We start from the raw sequence: 16523 nt of genomic DNA on the forward strand, positions 1-16523 counted from the left end.
GGTCTAGACATGTCAGTGAAGGGGTCGCACAGTGGAAACGACGGCACACACGCCGGCCGACGGCGCTCTGCCGGTGGCGGTGATCGGTCTCGGCAGCATCGCCCAGAAGGCGTACCTGCCCGTGCTGGGGGCGCTGCCGGACGTCGACCTGCACTTCATGACCCGGGACCCCGAGAAGCTCGCCCGGCTCGGCAGCGCCTACCGGGTCCGGCACCTGTTCACCGACCTGGACGCGGTCATCGCTTCGGGCGTGCGGGCCGCCTTCGTGCACGCGCCCACGGAGCAGCACTACGCCATCGTGAGCCGGCTTCTCGACGCGGGCGTCGACGTCCTGGTCGACAAGCCGCTGTCCTACGCGCTGGACGAGAGCCGCCGCCTGGTGGAACTGGCGCGGGAGCGCGACCGGTCCCTGATGGTGGGCTTCAACCGCCGCCACGCCCCCGCCTATCTGGCGGCGCTCGACGGCCCGCGCGATCTCGTCGTCCTGCAGAAGGACCGGCGCGCCCGGACCGGAGACGTACGCACCATCGTGCTGGACGACTTCATCCACCTCGTCGACACCTTGCGCATGCTCGCCCCCGACGAGGTCGGCCTCGACGCTCACGGCAAGGTCGAGGACGGCCTGCTGCACCATGTGGTCCTGCGCGCCACGGCTCCGGGCTTCACCGGCCTCGCCGTCATGAACCGGGCCGGCGGCTCGGCGGGCGAGGTCCTCCAGACGGCCGGGGCCGACCATCGCCTTGACGTCGTCAACCTGACCGACGTCATCGACCACGACGGCGCGCCTGCCCTGCGCCGGGGCTCCGACTGGGAGCCCGTCGGGCGGCGCCGCGGCTTCGAGGGCATGTGCCGGCGTTTCCTGGACGCGGTGCGGACGGGCGAGCGCCTCGACGCGGGGGATGCGCTGGTCAGCCATGAGTGGTGCGAGGAGGTCATCGGGCGGCTCTTGGAGGGGTGAGCGCGGGGGCGGGGCCTGCCCTCGCCTCTCACCTCTCATGCTGACCGGTCGGGCTTGCCGGCGGCCCCGTACGGCCGGACCCGGTGTCACCTCCCCGGCCCAGTCCCGGTTGGCCCCGCTGGTGGTGTGCCGGGAGGGTGGAGGTGCGTGGAACCGGTCTGGCCCCGTCTCCCGGTGAAAGGTGCCCGCGTCATGCGCCGCTGCCCTCCCCTCCGGATCCGTACGCCGGCCTCGGCCGAGGGGGTGCCCGACCGGTGCCGCCAAGGCCGGGAGAAGCAGGCCGTCCCTTGCGCCGAGGTGCGGGGCAGGGCTGCGGGCGAGCGCGGCTGAAGCGTCATGTCGCACCCGGGCACCCTCATCCTCATCATGGCCGTCGCGGTCCTCGCGCCGCTGCTGGCCCACGCGGTGGGCCGCTGGATCCGCGTCCCCCTGGTGATCTTCGAGATCGTCCTCGGCATCCTGATCGGACCGCACCTGCTGGACTGGGCGCACGAGGACCAGCTGATCGACTCGTTGTCCGATCTCGGTCTGTCGATGCTGATCTTCCTGGCCGGGTACGAGATCGAGTTCGCCGCCGTGCGCGGCGACACCCTCCGGCGTGCGGTGTGGGCGTGGCTGGTCGCACTGGTCGCGGGGCTCGCCCTGGCGCTGGCGGTGACGGGGGCCGACGTGTCCAAGAGCATGGTCGTCGGTACGGCCCTGACGAGCACCGCCCTCGGCACGGTCCTGCCGCTCCTGCGGGACTCGGGCGTGCTGCACGGCCGGTTCGGCACGGTGATGCTGGCCTTCGGCGCGGTGGGCGAGTTCGGGCCGATCCTGGCCGTCTCGCTGCTGCTGAGCGGACGGGACATCGGCCGGTCCTCGCTGCTGCTGATCGGGTTCTCGCTGGTCACAGCTGCCGCGCTGTTCTGGGCGATGCGGCCGCGGCCGCCGTGGTTCTCGCAGGTCATCGCCAAGACGCTGCACTCCAGCGGCCAGTTCGCGGTCCGCTTCGTGATGCTGCTGCTGGTGTCGATGCTCGCCCTGTCCCACGCCTTCGGCCTCGACATCCTGCTCGGCGCCTTCGCCGCGGGCCTGCTCACCCGCCTGGTGCTGCACGGCGCGGCGCCGGACAGCAGCACGGAGGTGCTCGGCAAGGTGGAGGCGATGGGCTTCGGCTTCCTGGTGCCGCTGTTCTACGTCGTCACCGGGATCGAGTTCGACCTCGCCGCGCTGCTCGACGGCGGGCGGGCGCTGCTCCTGCTGCCGGTCTTCCTTCTCCTGTTCCTGGTGGTGCGCGGCCTCCCGGCGTACGTCCTCGCTCCGCGGGACCTGGGCCGCACCGATCGCAGGGCCCTCGGGCTGTACGCCTCGACCTGTCTGCCCCTCGTCGTGGCCATCACCACGATCGGGCTGGACGAGAAGGTCCTGCGGACCTCGGAGGCGGCGGCACTCGTCGGCGCCGCCATGATCTCCGTCCTCGTCTTCCCGCTGCTCGCCCAGCGGTCGCGCGCCGAGGTGGCGGGCACCCGGTCGCCTCGGGAGAGCGCCGTCGAAGAGGAGACGTGGTGACGTGGTGACGCACGCGGGGCGCCTGCGAGGGCCCCTCTGAGGGTTCAGCAGGCGGGCGCGGGCGCGGTGCTCGCGCGGACCACCAGGCGCGGTGCGACGGTGTGGGGGTCGGGGACCGTGCCGGGGTCCTCGATGTGGCGCAGCAGGTGGGTCACGGCCAGCCGGCCCATGTGCTGGAAGGGCTGGGCGATGGTGGTCAGGGAGGGTGAGCAGTACTCGGCGAGCTCGATGTCGTCGAAGCCGACGACGGAGACGTCCTCCGGTACGCGCAGCCCCGCCTCGTGGAGCGCCCTGATCACACCGAAGGCCATCTCGTCGCTGGCCACGAAGATCGCGGTGAGGTCGGGGATGCGTGCGAGGACGAGACCGTTGCGGTAGCCGGACGGCGGTGTCCAGTCGCCTTCGAGGGGCGGCGGCACCGGACGCCCGGCGGCCTCCAGCGCCGCGCGCCAGCCGTCCCGGCGCTGCCCTGCCTCGAGCCACTCGTCGGGTCCAGCGATGTGCCACACCGTCTCGTGGCCGAGGTCCAGGAGGTGCTGGGTGGCCAGGCGCGCGGCCAGGGTCTGGTCGACGGCGACGACCTCCGTGGCGTCGGTGCGCGAGCCGTCGATGGTCAGGGTCGGCGTGGCACGGGTGAGCTGCTCGATGCGCCGGCTGGTGTGGATCAGGGGGACGGACAGGATGATCCCCTCGACGTCCTGGTCGACCAGCCGGGACAGGGCGTTCTCGATGGCGAACGTGTCGAGGGACGTGGTGGTGGCGGTGCTGACGGTGTAGCCGGCGTCGTGGGCGGCGTGCTCGATGCCGGTGGTGACGGCGGCCCGGGAGTAGAAGTTGGTCTGGAGGGTGACGACGCCGATCGTGCGGCTGCGGCCCGAGGAGAGCATGCGCGCGGCGTTGTTCCGGCGGTAGCCGAGCTGTTCGACGGCGGCCAGCACCTTGGCGCGGGTCTTCTCCTGGACGTTGGGGTGGCCGGCCAGGGCACGCGAGACGGTCTGCGGCGAGACACCCGCCGCCCGGGCGACGTCCACCATGCCCGGCGGACGCGTCTCCTTGCCGTCGCTGCGCTTGCTCATGAGTGCCTCTCCGCCTCCGGTGTGCCGTCGATGATATCGACCACATCGATTGTCGTGGGGGCGGTTGCCGGGTGAGCGTCCGATCCGACAGCGACGGATGGCATCGATAACACGCAAGGCCTGCCGCGCGGCGCGGCCGTACGCCCGAGCCCGTAAATGTGTTCATGCTGGGGATGTGTTTCATGCTGGGGCGATGACCGAGCGCATGGGCAAGGTGATCTGCAACATCACGATCTCGGCCGACGGGTACTCCGCCGGCCTGAACCAGACCGAGGAGCGCCCGTTCGGCGACGACGGGGGCGACGGCTCGGGCGACCGGCTGCACGCCTGGATGTTCGACACCCCCGACGAGAACCGGGCGGAGGTCGAGGAGATGACCGCGGCCGGCGCGTTCGTCATGGGGCGCAACATGTTCGGCCCCGTGCGCGGCGCGTGGGATCGGCCGTGGAACGGCTGGTGGGGCGACGATCCGCCGTTCCACGCGCCGGTGTTCGTGCTCACCCACCACGCCCGCGAGCCGCAGCCGATGCGGGGCGGGACGACGTACCACTTCGTCACCGACGGGATCGCCTCGGCGCTGGCGCGGGCGCGCGCGGCGGCCGGCGACGGGGACGTCGCGGTGCTCGGCGGCGCCGCCACCATCAACCAGTACCTGGCCGCCGGCCTGGTCGACGAGGTGCGCCTGCACATCGTGCCGCTCACGCTCGGCGCCGGCACACGGCTGTTCGAGGGCGTGCCCGCGCTGAGGCTGGAGCAGGTGTTGTCGCGTGCGTCGAGTCTGGTCACGCACGTGACCTACCGCGTGTTGTCCTGAGCCGCGTCCGTGGCCTGAAGCCGGTCGTCCCGCAGGTCCGTCATTCCTCGGCGGACGGGCCGGGCGTGCCTGCGGTGGTGGCCGCGCCGGTGCCGGCGGCCTCGCCGAGGCCGGGAGCGACGGCGCCCTCGTCGGCCACGCCGAGGGCCACCTTGGTCCAGCCCGCCTCCCGCCGGTCGAAGCGCCGGTAGGCCTCCACCGCGCTGTCCACGCCGCCCCAGCGGGTGACCAGCGGGGTCGGGTCGAGCCGGCCTTCCGCCACCAGGGAGACCAGCTCGGGCAGGTAGCGGCGGTGGTTGCAGTTGCCGGACTTCAGGGTGAGGTTCTTCATGAACGCCTCACCGAACGGATAGTGCTGCACCTGTGGCGGATAGACGCCGACGGTCCCGATCGTCCCGGCCTTCGCCGCCATCTGCACCGACCACCGCGCGGCCAGGGTCGGCGCGTTCCCCGGCACCCAGGTCTCCCCGTCCGGGTTCTGGTCGGGCGCGGCCTCGGCGCGTTCGTGGTCGAACTGCTCGGACTGCTCGCGCACCGCGTCGGCGGCCGGTCCCTGCGACGGGCGCTGGGCGTCCACGCCCACGGCGTCGATGACACGGTCGACACCGATGCCTCCGGTCAGGTCACGCACCGCCTCGACGGGGTCCTCGGCATTGAAGTCGATCACCTCGGCGTGCTGGGCGCGGGCCAGTTCCAGCCGGTCCTGCACGCCGTCGACCACAATGATGCGTCCCGCTCCCTGAAGGCGGACACAGGCGATGGCGGCCTGTCCGACGGGGCCGGCGCCGACGACGGCCACCGTGTCCCCGTCCCCGACCTCGGCGAGCCGGGCTCCGAACCAGGCCGTGGGGTAGATGTCCGACAGCAGGATCGCCTGCGCCTCGTCCACGGTGTCCGGCAGGGGAACCAGTCCGACGTGCGCGAACGGGACCCTGGCGTACTCGGCCTGCAGGCCGTCCAGCCCGCCCGCCGCCTCCGGCCCGCCGAAGAACACCGTGCCGCCCCGTGGGCCCTGGGGATTGGCGTTGTCGCACTGCGCGTAGTAGCCCGCACGGCAGTAGCTGCAGGTCCCGCACCCCACCGTGGACGGCACCACCACCCGATCGCCCGGACGGAAGTTCCGCACTCCCTCGCCTGTCTCCTCCACGACGCCGACCGCCTCGTGTCCGAGGATGCGTCCCTCCTGCATCCCGGGCATCGTGCCGCGCACGAAGTGCAGGTCGGTGCCGCATATGGCAGAAGTGGTGATCCGCACGATCGCGTCGTACGGGTCCTGGATCTTGGGTTCCGGAACACTGTCGAGACGGATGTCCCCGACTCCGTGCCACACCACAGCCTTCATGTGCATGTCCCATCTGCGCATCGCGGGGTGACGGGCATCTTCCGTTTCCTGGGGTTTCCTCCCCATGGACGTCGAAACCGCCCGCCGCGTGACCTTCCGGCGGGAGACGTCCTTGTCCTGCTCCGGACCGCTCAGCGACTCAGGCAGCCGCCGGCTTTCGGATGCGCGGTTGGTTCTCCGGTGCCCACCGCACGGTCTTCGGCGTGCGGAAACGCAGCCAGGGCGGGGTCGACGTAGGTCTCGTTCCAGGTTTCGACGTCTTCGGGGACGTACGTGACCGGGCGTCCCAGCACGGCCGCGTAGTCCTCCGCGAACCCGTGCATGTCCTTTAAGCTCCGGGCCGGTGAGGTCGTAGGACTTCGAGAGGTGCGGCGCCGGGTCGGTGAGGATCTTCGCGCAGAGCTCCGCCACGTCGTGACCGGCGATGGGCGCGAGCCGGTGGTCGCCGAAAGGCAGGCGCAGTTCACCCCTGCTCAGCGGCTCCAGCGCCAGCCAGGTCATCATGTTGACGAACACCTCGATGTCGCCCTGGGCCCGCGCCGCCGCGGCCATCAGGCTGACGGCGTCGGTGTAGTACGGCGACAGGCTCATGCTGAAGTAGATGCGCCGGACGCCCTTCAGCGCGGCGGTCACGTCGGCGATGGTGGGCAGGTCACCGACGAAGACCTCCGCCCCGGCCTGGCGGAGCCGGGGCGAATCAGGTGCTCGTCAGACCTGCGCGTCAGCCGGCCAGGCGGTTCATCTTGCGGATCTGCTTGTCGAAGGTCCGGGCGGGAGCGACGCGGCGCAGTATGCGCGCGCGTCCGGCCATGGGGCCGGCGGTGTAGCGCAGCTTCGGCCTGGCGTCGGTCGCCGCCGCGACGATCGCCTTGGCGACAACGGCGGGGGCGTCGCCGTCCCTGACCGCCTCCGCCATCACACGGTCGACGGTCTGCCCCTGCTTCGCGTAGACCTCCAAGGGCGTGTCGGGCTTCGCGCTGTTGGCCTCGAATCCGGTCCTGGTGTAGGCGGGTTCGACGATGAGCGCCCGTACGCCGTGGTCACGGACCTCGTGGTCCAGGGACTCGGTGTAGCCCTCGACCGCATGCTTGGAGGCGGCATAGGCGGCCATGTAGGGCTGGGGCAGGAACCCGAGTACGGACGAGATGTTGATGATGCGCCCGCGCCTTTGGGCGCGCATGTGCGGCAGGACCTCCTTCACCATGCGCATGACCCCGAAGACGTTGGTGTCGAACATGCCCTGGGCCTGCGCGAGGGAGGTTTCCTCAGCCGCACCCATCGAGCCGACACCGGCGTTGTTGACCAGGACGTCGATCCGCCCGAACTGCTCGATCACCTGCTGGACAGCGGCGGTGACCGACTTGTCACTGGCCACGTCGAGGTCGAGGAACGTCACGCCGTCGAGCGGGGTGACGCGTGAGGTGTCGCGGCTCGTGCCGACCACGTCGAAACCCGCTGCGACCAGTGCGAGCGCGGTTTCCTTTCCGATGCCGGATGACGCACCCGTCACGAGTGCAACCGGCCGCTCTGTCGTCATCATGACTCCCGCGCTCATTGAAAAAACCGATCGGTTTCCACCACAGTAAACCGATCGGTTTCCTCGTGCAAGCGCGGGCAGGGAGAAGGACCGTACGGGCAGGATCAGTGCGCTGGAGAGGCGCGAGAGTGTCGTCCGCGCGGCGATCGCCGCGTTCGCGATCGCCGGCTACCACGGCACCAGCACCGCGGCGATCGCCAGGCGGGTCGGCGTCACTCAGCCGTATCTGTTCCGGCTCTTCCCGGACAAGAAGGCGATCTTCGTCGCCGCTTTGATGCGGAGCGCGGAAGACACTCGGCTGGCCTTCGAGGGGGCGGCCGACGGGGCGGAAGGCGGCGAGCGGGCCCTTCAGGCCATGACGAACGCGTACGCGCAGCTGACCGTGCACCTGCCGCTGGGCGCCGATGCCGACCGGACCGCAGGCTTCTTCGCCTGCGGCATGCTCGGCAACGCTCTTGCGGCTATGGGGCTTCCCCCGAACGCCGGGCGGCAGGGAAGCGTTCAGGAGGGGCGAGGTGTCAGCGCATGCCTGCCGCGTCGAGCAGGGCGATCACCGTGGGCGCGATGAGCCCTGTCAGTTCGTCCGCTCCGATGCCCGCGCGGGCGCTGCCACCGTCGAAGACCAGGCTGAGCTGCCGGGCCAGCAGACCGGGATCGCTCGCCCCGCCCTGCTCGGCCTCGGCGCGGAAGAAGGCGGTCAGGTTCTCCTTGACCTGACGGGCGACCCGGCTCGCGGGGTGGCTCTGGTCCTTGAGCTCGATCTGCGCGGCCAGGAAGGGGCAGCCGTAGAACTCGGGCGCGCCCGACTGCGATTCCACCTGCTCGAAGACATGCAGAATCCGTTCCCGCGGTGAACGGTCGTCGTCCGCCGCGGGCAGGAGTGCCGCCACATAGGCGGAAGTGCGCTGCTCCAGACTCGCCGCGAGCAGGTCGTCCTTGCTCTCGAACAGCTGGTACATGGAGCGCTTCGACACCCCCGCCGCCTTGCACAGCGCCTCGACTCCGATGCCGACGCCGTCTCGGTAGGTGAGCGTGGCCGCCGCCTCCAGCAGCCGCTCCCTGGGGCTTTGTTTCACTCCGGTGGTCATGCTGCGAGGTTAACTCGATCCCGGCACAATGAAAACTGATCGGTTTCCAGGCCTGGTGGGCGCCGGGACCACTGGCACGCTTCTACGACCGGTTCGGCATCAAGGAGACCGACGCGCCGACCGAACACCCACAAGCCGGTCCCCGTCGCTGTGGGCTGACCCTGTGGGCGGGGTGCCGGTGACACACGGGCATCCCGCCACGACTCACTTCGCCGGCTACTCCCCCGCGCGTATTCGTCCCACGGCTTCACGGATACGGAACGCCTCACGACCGGCATCGGCCCTCGCACCCCGGCCCGGTACGAGACCGTTCTGCCCGCCCGACCGTGCCTTTCAGGACGCCGAGCAAGCGGGTGACCTCACGGGCCATCGCCGTGCGTGCGGCGCCGAGGTAGTGGCGTGTGTCGACCAACTCCGGGTTCTCGTAGAGGGCTTGGCAAACGGCGCCGGTGAAGACCAGGGTGAGGTGGGTGGCGATGTTGACCTTGGTCATGCCGTGGTCGACGGCGGTGACGAGGTCGCGGTCCGCGACGCCCGACGAGCCGTGCAGCACCAGCGGCACGGAGACGGCCGTGCGCAGCGCGGTGATGAGGGCGAAGTCCAGCGCGGCGTCACGTGTGAGCATGGCGTGGGAGGTACCGACCGCCACCGCCAGGGCGTCCACGCCCGTGGCCGCGACGAAGTCCGCCGCCTCGTCCGGGTCGGTGCGGACGCCGGGGGCGTGCACGCCGTCCTTGCCGCCGACCTCGCCCAGCTCGGCCTCGACCCAGACTCCGGCGGCGTGGCAACGGCCCCGCACGTCCGCTGTGACGCGGACGTTCTCCTCGTACGGCAGGGCGGAGGCGTCGTACATGACCGAGGTGAAGCCCAGCGCCACCGCCTCGGCGACGAGCCCCGGCGACGTCGCGTGGTCGAGGTGGACCGCCACCGGGACGCTCGCCGCACGGGCGACGGCCAGGGCCGCTGTACCGATCGCGGCGAGCGCGCCGTGGAAGCGGGCGGCGTTCTCACTGATCTGGAGGATCACCGGGGCGCCCGCCGCCTCCGCTCCGGCCACGATGGCCTCGGCGTGCTCGAGCTGGATGACGTTGAACGCGCCGACACCGCTTCCGGCGGCTGCGGCGGGACCGACGATGTCGGCCGTCCCTACGAGGGGCATGGCGTTTCTCCTGTTTCACGGGGCAGGGGTACGACGTCCACCCGCGTGCGCAGCCGCTGGTGGACCACGGGGTCGAAGGAGCCGGCCAGTGGAGCCGCCACGGCGGCGGCCGACAGCGCCACCGCCTCGGCCAGCCGCACGGGCCAGGTGTCACCGGCCAGGAGTCCGGCGGCCAGGGCGGCCACCGCGGCGTCGCCGGCGCCGGTCGGATTGCCCCGCAGGCGTTCCGCCGGACGGGCCCGCCAGGCACCCTGCGGGGTGACGGCGAGCAGCCCCTCCGGGCCGAGCGAGGCGACCACGGCCTCTGCCCCGGCGGTGCGCAACGCCTCGGCCGCCACGCGGGGGTCGGACCGGCCGGTGGCTTCGACGAGTTCGTCGGCGTTGGGTTTGACCAGGGCCGGGGCGGCCGGCAGGGCGGCGAGAAGTGCCGGGCCACTGGTGTCGACGAGGGCGGGGACACCGCGCGCGCGGGCGTCCCGGACGAGGACCGCGTAGGTGTCCTCGGGCAGGCCGGGCGGCAGACTGCCGGAGAGGACGACCACGCCGGCCCGGAGCAGCAGCGCGTCGAACGACTCGCGGAAACGTTCCCACTCCTCGTGGAGCACCTCGGGGCCCGGTTCCAGCAGGGTCGTCGTGTCGCCGGTACGGGCGTCCACGACGGCGACCGTGCGGCGGGTCTCGCCCGCGACGGGAACCAGGTGCTGCGCCAGGCCCGCCCGGGCGAGATCGCGGCGGACCGACGCTCCCGTTCCGCCGCCGACCAGGCCGGTGACGAGAGTGGGGTGTCCGAAGGCGCGCAGGACGCGGGAGACGTTGATGCCCTTGCCGCCCGCCCGGTCCGCCACCTCGCACACGCGGTGCGCGGCGTGGGGGCGCAGCCGGTCGACGCGGTGGGTGATGTCGAGGGCGGCGTTGAGCGTGACGGTGAGGATCATGCCGCGGCTCCCGCATGGGCCAGGAGGTCCTGAGCGAGGTATGCCGCGCCCAGGCAGCCCGCCCGGTCGCCGAGCCCGGCGGCGACGACCTCGGGCGGGTCCTGGAAGGTGAGGCGTTCGGCGAGCGCCGCCCGCAGGGGCGTGAGGCAGGACTCGCCGGACCGGGACAGTCCGCCGCCGATGACGACGCGCGCGGGGTCGTACAGGGTGATGGCGGTGGCCAGTGCGTCGGCGAGGGCCTCGATCGCCTCGGACCAGACGGTGAGGGCCGCCGCGTCTCCCGCGTCGGCGCAGGCCCGGACCTCGTGGGCGGTGACGCCGCGCCGGCCGGTGGCGCGGGAGTAGCGGCGGGCGACGGCGGACGCGGACGCCACGGTCTCCAGACAGCCTCGCGCACCGCACCGGCACCGCTCTCCCCCGGGCCGCACCACGACATGGCCCAGTTCCCCGGCCCGGCCGTGCCCGCCCGTCAGGGCTCTGGCGCGGCCCCCGCTGAACACGGCGGCGGCGATGCCGGTGCCGACCGGCACGAAGAGGAAGTCGGCACAGCCGCGCCCGGCCCCCGCCCTGGCCTCCGCGAGCCCACCGGCCCGCACGTCGTGGCCGAACGCCACCGGAAGGTCGAGGTGTTCGGCCAACCAGTCCCGGACGGGTACGTCGCCCCAGCCGAGATTGGCCGCCCGTACGGCGACACCCTCGTCCTCGTCGACGATGCCGGGCACCACGATCCCGGCGGCGTCGGCGGTCGGGCAGCGGACGGCCAGTTGGGCGGCGCAGTCCAGCACGGTCTCCAGGACGGCGTCCTGGCCGCGCTCCGCCCGGGTGTACCAGCGCTCGGTGTGGCGCAGGCGACCGTCGTCGAGAACGACGCCGCCCTTGATGCAGGTGCCTCCGACGTCCAGGGCGATGACCGTCATGACACGGCCCTGGCCTCGGCCCCGGCGTCGGCCAGGACGACGGAGCGGGTGAGGTTGCGGGGCCGGTCGGGGTCGAGGCCGCGGCGGCCGGCGAGGGCGACCGCGAGGCGCTGGGCGCGGACCAGTTCGGCGAGCGGGTCGGCCGGGGAGACGGAGGCGTACGCGCCGGTCGCCCGCACCTCGGCGACCAGGCCGGCCGGCGGTGCGCCGAAGAACCACACGGCCCTGCCCGGGCCTGTGATGCTGATCGGGCCGTGCCGGTACTCCATCGCCGGGTACGACTCGGTCCACGCCCCGGCCGCCTCGCGCAGCTTGAGCGCGGCCTCGTTCGCGAGACCGACGGTCCAGCCGGTGCCGAGGAAGGTGAACTGCTCGGCGGCGACGACCTCTTCGGCGAGGGGCGCGAGCACGGCCCGCTCGGCCTGCTCGACGAGATCCGGCGGTACGAGACCGAGGCCGGCGCGCAGCTGCACGAGAGCCGTGGTGGCGAACCTGGTCTGAACGACCGACTGCTCGTCGGCGAACGACAGGTCCACGACCGTGTCCGCGGCGTCCCGGACCGGTGTGTCGAGGTCTCCGGTGAGCGCGACGGTCTCAGTGCCCCCGGGGACCTGACGCAGCGCGGCGAGCACCTCGGTCGTAGTGCCGGAACGGGTGATCGCGACCACGCGGTCGTAGCGGCGGGTCGCCGGATACGCGGAGGCGGCGAAGGCGTCGGTCTCCCCGAGCCCGGCGGATTCGCGCAGCGCCGCGTACGCCTGGGCGATGTAGAGGGAGGTGCCGCAGCCGATGACGGCGACGCGCTCGCCGGGTTGCGGCAGTCCGGCCGGGCGGGCCTGAAGCGCGCGGCGCCAGCAGTCGGGCTGGCTCGCGATTTCCCTGTCGACATGACTCACGGTGGCTCCTGGAAGGGCCGTGGCGGGCTGACACCCAGCCCGCATGATTGAAGTTGACTAATTTATAGCTATCGCACGCATCTTTGAGCAAGCATGTGCAGCAATACGCATGAGTAGGAGCGTGCGGGTTACGCTCAGCACCCGCAAAGGTCGTGAAGCGAGGAGAACAGCGATGGGCACGCACGAGCGGTGGACGCGGCTGCTCGACGCTCTGGGCGAGAAGGGCAGCATCGAGGTCGGCGAGGCCGCCGAGCTGCTCGGCGTCTCCCCCGCCACCGTCCGCCGGGACCTGGAGGAGCTGGCCCGGCAGCAGCTGCTCACCCGCACCCGGGGCGGCGCGGTGGCCAGCGGCGTCTCCTACGACCTGCCCCTGCGCTACAAGACCGCCCGCAAGGCCGACGAGAAGCACCGCATCGCCCGCGCCGCCGCCGCCTTGGTACCGCCCGGCGCCGTCGTCGGGCTGACCGGCGGCACGACCACCTCGGAGGTCGCCCGTGAACTGGCCACCCGCCCCGACCTGGCCGAGCACAGCTCGGGGACCGCGCTGACGGTCGTCACCAACGCCGTGAACATCGCCAACGAGCTGGCCGTCCGCCCGTATGTGAAGACCGTGGTGACGGGCGGTGTCGCCCGCCCCCAGTCCTACGAGCTGACCGGCCCCCTCGCGGCCGCCGCCCTTCAGGGCCTGTCGCTCGACTACGCCATCCTCGGCGTCAACGCCGTCGACCCACGCTTCGGCGCGTCCACGCATGACGAGAGCGAGGCGAGCGCCAACCGGGCCATGGCCGAGCGCGCCGACAAGGTCGTCGTGGTCGCCGACTCCACCAAGCTCGGCCAGCGGGCCTTCGCCCGGGTCTGCACGATCGCGGAGATCGACGTCCTCATCACGGACCACGACGCCCCCGACGACCTCGTCGAAGAACTCACCCTGCAGGGCGTCGACGTCCACTGCGTATAGGCGTCACTTGACGGAGCCCGCGGTGAGCCCCGACACCACATGGCGCTCGATGACCGCGAACAGGATCACGACCGGGACGATCGCGACCACCGACGCCGCGAACACCTGGTTCCACTGCACGCTGTAGGCGCCGATCATGTTGTTGATGCCTACCGTCAGCGGCTGCCGCTCGGGGGACGTGGTCAGCGTCAGGCCCATGATGAACTCGTTCCACGCCGCGATGAACGTGAAGATCACGGCGGTGACGATGCCCGGCATCGCCAGCGGCAACGTCACCCGAAGCAGCGCCCGGGCCCGGCCGCAGCCGTCCATCATCGCCGCCTCCTCCAGCTCCACGGGGATCGAGCCGATGTACGCGCTGATGATCCACACCGCGAACGCGAGGTTGAACGCCGCGTTGGCAACCATCAGGACGGCCGTCGTGTCCAGCAGCCCGAGTGCGTGGAACTCCCGGTAGAGGCCCACCTGAAGCGCCGTCGGCTGGAACATCTGCGTGACCAGGACGAGCAGGAGGAAGGCGGTACGTCCCCGGAAGCGCACCCGGGCCGTGCAGTACGCGGCCGGCAGCGCCACCAGCAGCACCAGAAGGGTCGAACCGCCCGCGATCAGCAGGGTGTTGGACAGGTTCTGGCCGAGGGTGGTGTCGGTCCACACCTTCGTGAACGCCGACCAGTCGAAGCGGGACGGCAGATAGCTGTTGTCCCGCAGCTCGTCGGAGGGGCGTCCGGCGGTGAGGACCACCAGGACGTACGGCAGGAGGAAGAGCGCGGCCAGCGCCCATGCGGTGACGGTCAGCGCGACGGTCGTGCCACGCGGCCTCGTTCGTGCGGTGGGCGTGCTCATCGGTCCGTCTCCTCCTTCCAGCCGCTGACCTTCAGGAAGACCAGCACCATGGCGATGACGGCCGCGAAGTTGACCACGGACATGGCTGCCGACTCGGCGACGTCGTAACCGCGCAGCATGTACATGAACACCGTGCTCGTGGCGGTGTCGGCGTTAGGCCCGCCCTGGGTCATGCCCCAGATCACCGGGAACGAGTTGAAGACGTTGATCAGGTTGATCACCAGGGCGACGAGGAACGCAGGCCGCAGCAGCGGCAGGGTGATCCTCACGTATGTCTGGAGCCGGGAGGCCCCGTCGACACGGGCCGCCTCGTACACCTCGGCCGGGACCGTCTGGAGTCCGGCGAGAAGGGTGTACGTGGTGAAGGGCAGGGACACGAAGACGGCGACGAACACCAGCCAGGGCTTGGCGTGGGCCGCGTCCCCGGTCCACGCCTCGGCCGTGTCGATGACGCCCAGGTCGAGGAGGAGCCGGTTGAGGACGCCCCCGACCTGGTCGAGCATCCAGCGAAAGCCGATCGCGGTCATCAGGACGGAGGCCGCCCAGGGGGCGATCAGCGCCCAGCGGGTGATCCGGCGGCCCGGGAAGCGCTGGTCGAACAGCTGGGCCAGGCCCAGCGAGAGAACCATGGTGAGGGCGACGACGGCGACGGTCCACACGGCCGTCCAGGTCAGGACGTCGGGCAGGCGCGAGTCGGCGAACAGCTTGCGGTACTTGTCGAACCCGGCGGGCCCCTGGTCGACGCCGGAGGTGTCGATCCTGCGCAGCGAGGTGCGGACCATCTCGACGACCGGCCAGACGACGACGGCCAGGATGAGCAGGACGGCCGGGGATATCCACGGCCACGCGCCGAGGCGCGGGCGCCGGGCCGGGTCTGCGGTGCGGTGGGACACGGCCGTCACTGCCCCGCGTTCTGCGCGGCCTGCTGGAGCGCGTCGAGCGTCTCCTTCGGTTCGCTGACGGCCGTACCGATCTGGGTCTTGATCTGCGCGGAGACCCCCGGCCAGGTCGGGTCGCTGAGCGGATAGAACGTGGCGCTCGGCAGGATGTCGAGGAACGGCTCGAGGTCCCTCAGCGCGGGGTCGCTCTGGAGCGCGGCCAGCGCGGAGTGGGTGACGGGCATCAGGTTGTACGTCTTGGCGAACCGGACCGTGTGCTCCTTGTGGTAGGCGAAGTCGAGGAACGCCTTGATCTCCTTCTTGTGGCCGCCCTTCTTGAACGCCATGACCCAGTCGGCGACGCCCAGGGTGGTGGGGCTCTGCCCGTCCTTGCCGGGCATGGCGGTCCAGGTGACGTCCATGTCCTCGACCTCGGCGAGCTGGCCGGGGAAGCCGTTGAGCATGCCGACCTTGCCGGAGGCGAAGGTCTTGGTCAGGTCGGTGCGGTTGACCGAGGCGGGACTCTTCTCGGTGAGACCGGCGTCGACCCATCTCTTGAGCTGGGTGAACGTCTCGACGTTGGCGTGGGAGTTGATGGCGTACTCGCCGGTGGAGTCCTGGTAGCCGCCGCCGTTGCCCATCATCCAGATGAACGCCTCGGCCTGGGCCTCCTCCTTGCCGAGCGGGATGCCGAGCGGCACCTCGACGCCCGCCTTCTTCAGCGCGGTGGCCGCGGTGGTGACCTCGGCCCAGGTCCTCGGTGGTTCCTTCGGGTCGAGTCCGGCCTTGCGGAACAGCGCGTTGTTGATCAGGAACATCCGCGCGCTGGAGACGAACGGGATGCCGTAGCGGGTGCCTTCCTGCTTGCCGGCCTCGGCCATCGCCGGGATGAGGTCTCCCTCGGTGCCCACCGAGAGCACCTCGGGCACGGAGTAGAGCAGCCCGCTCTTGGCGAAGTCCGCGTAACCGCCCGTCTGGAGGATGTCGGGCTGGTCGCCGTTCTGGACCATGGTCTTGACCTGGGCGTCTATGTCGTTCCAGTTGATCACCTGGAGGTCGACCTTGATTTTCGGGTTCTGCCGCTCGAACGCCTTGATCACATCCTGCCAGTACTCCTGACTCGGGTTGTCGCCGTTGGAGCCGTAGTCCGCGGCAACGAACTCGATGGTGGTGACCCCGTCGGCCGAGGTCCCGGGCCCGCCGCCCCCGCATGCCGCGAGCGAGAGGACGAGCGCGCCGGTGAGCCCGGCGGCGGACAGGGCGAGGTGACGTCGCTTCATGGCAACTACCGCCTTTGCAAGAACCACGCTCATAGATGAGCAGGTACATCGAGAAGTGCTCAAGTTTGAGCATGCGGCGCACCGGATGTCATCGACGAACCTGGGCGAGTTATGCAGTTGTGACCGTGAAAGCGCTGTCCACCACCGCCTGAGTGGTCGTGCGTATTTTTGATTGAAACAGAGCATCATCGATCACTTGACGTCAAACAGAGGGGCTGTTGTCATGACGCGCAGTACGTCAGCACGTGTTGTCGGCGGGCCTGCCGGACGACGGCGCCCGCATGGCCGGAA

General features: G+C 71.1%; 16 protein-coding genes. 5 read left to right on the forward strand and 11 right to left on the reverse strand.

All coding sequences use genetic code 11. From position 1 onward, the window contains the following. Positions 1-67 precede the first annotated feature (67 nt). Entirely contained in the window at positions 68-958 is an 891-nt protein-coding gene (locus tag ACIQ6Y_RS16765) for a Gfo/Idh/MocA family protein (protein WP_404040072.1), read from the forward strand. Between the two features lie 336 nt (positions 959-1294). After that, entirely contained in the window at positions 1295-2509 is a 1215-nt protein-coding gene (locus tag ACIQ6Y_RS16770) for a cation:proton antiporter (protein WP_404038741.1), read from the forward strand. Between the two features lie 44 nt (positions 2510-2553). On the opposite strand, the gene ACIQ6Y_RS16775 is transcribed toward ACIQ6Y_RS16770, so the two are convergent. Then, positions 2554-3585 carry a LacI family DNA-binding transcriptional regulator gene (locus ACIQ6Y_RS16775; RefSeq protein ID WP_404038743.1) on the reverse strand — a complete coding sequence of 344 codons (1032 nt, stop codon included), beginning with the start codon at positions 3583-3585 and terminating at the stop codon, positions 2554-2556. Between the two features lie 193 nt (positions 3586-3778). On the opposite strand from ACIQ6Y_RS16775, the gene ACIQ6Y_RS16780 reads away from it, so the two are divergent. Continuing rightward, on the forward strand, positions 3779-4399 hold the full coding sequence (locus ACIQ6Y_RS16780; RefSeq protein WP_404038746.1) for a dihydrofolate reductase family protein: 621 nt from the start codon (positions 3779-3781) through the stop codon (positions 4397-4399). Between the two features lie 40 nt (positions 4400-4439). Here ACIQ6Y_RS16780 and ACIQ6Y_RS16785 read toward each other — a convergent pair whose 3' ends face one another. Next, positions 4440-6374, reverse strand: coding sequence for an alcohol dehydrogenase catalytic domain-containing protein (locus ACIQ6Y_RS16785; RefSeq protein ID WP_404038749.1), 1935 nt, complete (start codon positions 6372-6374; stop codon positions 4440-4442). A gap of 88 nt (positions 6375-6462) precedes the next feature. Beyond that, complete coding sequence (locus ACIQ6Y_RS16790; protein ID WP_404040075.1) at positions 6463-7278, reverse strand: oxidoreductase; 816 nt, start codon at positions 7276-7278, stop codon at positions 6463-6465. Between the two features lie 103 nt (positions 7279-7381). Between ACIQ6Y_RS16790 and ACIQ6Y_RS16795 the strand changes: the two genes are divergently transcribed. Further along, positions 7382-7846, forward strand: a complete 465-nt coding sequence (locus tag ACIQ6Y_RS16795) for a TetR/AcrR family transcriptional regulator (protein WP_404040078.1) — start codon at positions 7382-7384, stop codon at positions 7844-7846. Here ACIQ6Y_RS16795 and ACIQ6Y_RS16800 read toward each other — a convergent pair. From ACIQ6Y_RS16800 to ACIQ6Y_RS16820, 5 genes are all read right to left on the reverse strand, one after another. Continuing rightward, the gene (locus ACIQ6Y_RS16800) at positions 7797-8366 is read right to left on the reverse strand and encodes a TetR/AcrR family transcriptional regulator (RefSeq protein ID WP_404038751.1); all 570 of its coding nucleotides are present in this window, start codon (positions 8364-8366) and stop codon (positions 7797-7799) included. The genes ACIQ6Y_RS16795 and ACIQ6Y_RS16800 overlap by 50 nt on opposite strands. A gap of 265 nt (positions 8367-8631) precedes the next feature. After that, positions 8632-9525, reverse strand: a complete 894-nt coding sequence (locus ACIQ6Y_RS16805; RefSeq protein ID WP_404038753.1) for a ketose-bisphosphate aldolase — start codon at positions 9523-9525, stop codon at positions 8632-8634. Then, on the reverse strand, positions 9513-10460 hold the full coding sequence (locus ACIQ6Y_RS16810) for a 1-phosphofructokinase family hexose kinase (RefSeq protein WP_404038755.1): 948 nt from the start codon (positions 10458-10460) through the stop codon (positions 9513-9515). Before ACIQ6Y_RS16810 ends, ACIQ6Y_RS16805 begins: the two co-directional genes overlap by 13 nt. Beyond that, positions 10457-11377, reverse strand: a complete 921-nt coding sequence (locus tag ACIQ6Y_RS16815) for an ROK family protein (RefSeq protein ID WP_404038758.1) — start codon at positions 11375-11377, stop codon at positions 10457-10459. The genes ACIQ6Y_RS16810 and ACIQ6Y_RS16815 overlap by 4 nt, the downstream gene beginning before the upstream one ends. Beyond that, complete coding sequence (locus ACIQ6Y_RS16820) at positions 11374-12273, reverse strand: SIS domain-containing protein (protein ID WP_404038761.1); 900 nt, start codon at positions 12271-12273, stop codon at positions 11374-11376. The genes ACIQ6Y_RS16815 and ACIQ6Y_RS16820 overlap by 4 nt, the downstream gene beginning before the upstream one ends. A 172-nt stretch (positions 12274-12445) precedes the next feature. On the opposite strand from ACIQ6Y_RS16820, the gene ACIQ6Y_RS16825 reads away from it, so the two are divergent. Further along, positions 12446-13231, forward strand: a complete 786-nt coding sequence (locus tag ACIQ6Y_RS16825; protein WP_404038763.1) for a DeoR/GlpR family DNA-binding transcription regulator — start codon at positions 12446-12448, stop codon at positions 13229-13231. 3 nt (positions 13232-13234) lie between these two features. On the opposite strand, the gene ACIQ6Y_RS16830 is transcribed toward ACIQ6Y_RS16825, so the two are convergent. Genes ACIQ6Y_RS16830 through ACIQ6Y_RS16840 form a run of 3 tightly spaced genes read right to left on the reverse strand, consistent with a single transcriptional unit; the run spans position 13235 to position 16232 of the window. Then, a complete protein-coding gene (locus ACIQ6Y_RS16830) occupies positions 13235-14074 on the reverse strand; it encodes a carbohydrate ABC transporter permease (protein ID WP_404038766.1) in 840 nt (279 codons plus the stop codon). Continuing rightward, entirely contained in the window at positions 14071-14967 is an 897-nt protein-coding gene (locus ACIQ6Y_RS16835) for a carbohydrate ABC transporter permease (protein ID WP_404038769.1), read from the reverse strand. The genes ACIQ6Y_RS16830 and ACIQ6Y_RS16835 overlap by 4 nt, the downstream gene beginning before the upstream one ends. Before the next feature lie 5 nt (positions 14968-14972). Next, complete coding sequence (locus ACIQ6Y_RS16840; protein WP_404038772.1) at positions 14973-16232, reverse strand: extracellular solute-binding protein; 1260 nt, start codon at positions 16230-16232, stop codon at positions 14973-14975. Between the last annotated feature and the right edge of the window lie 291 nt (positions 16233-16523).

This window comes from Streptomyces sp. NPDC096205, assembly GCF_044763135.1.
Lineage (GTDB): Bacteria > Actinomycetota > Actinomycetes > Streptomycetales > Streptomycetaceae > Streptomyces.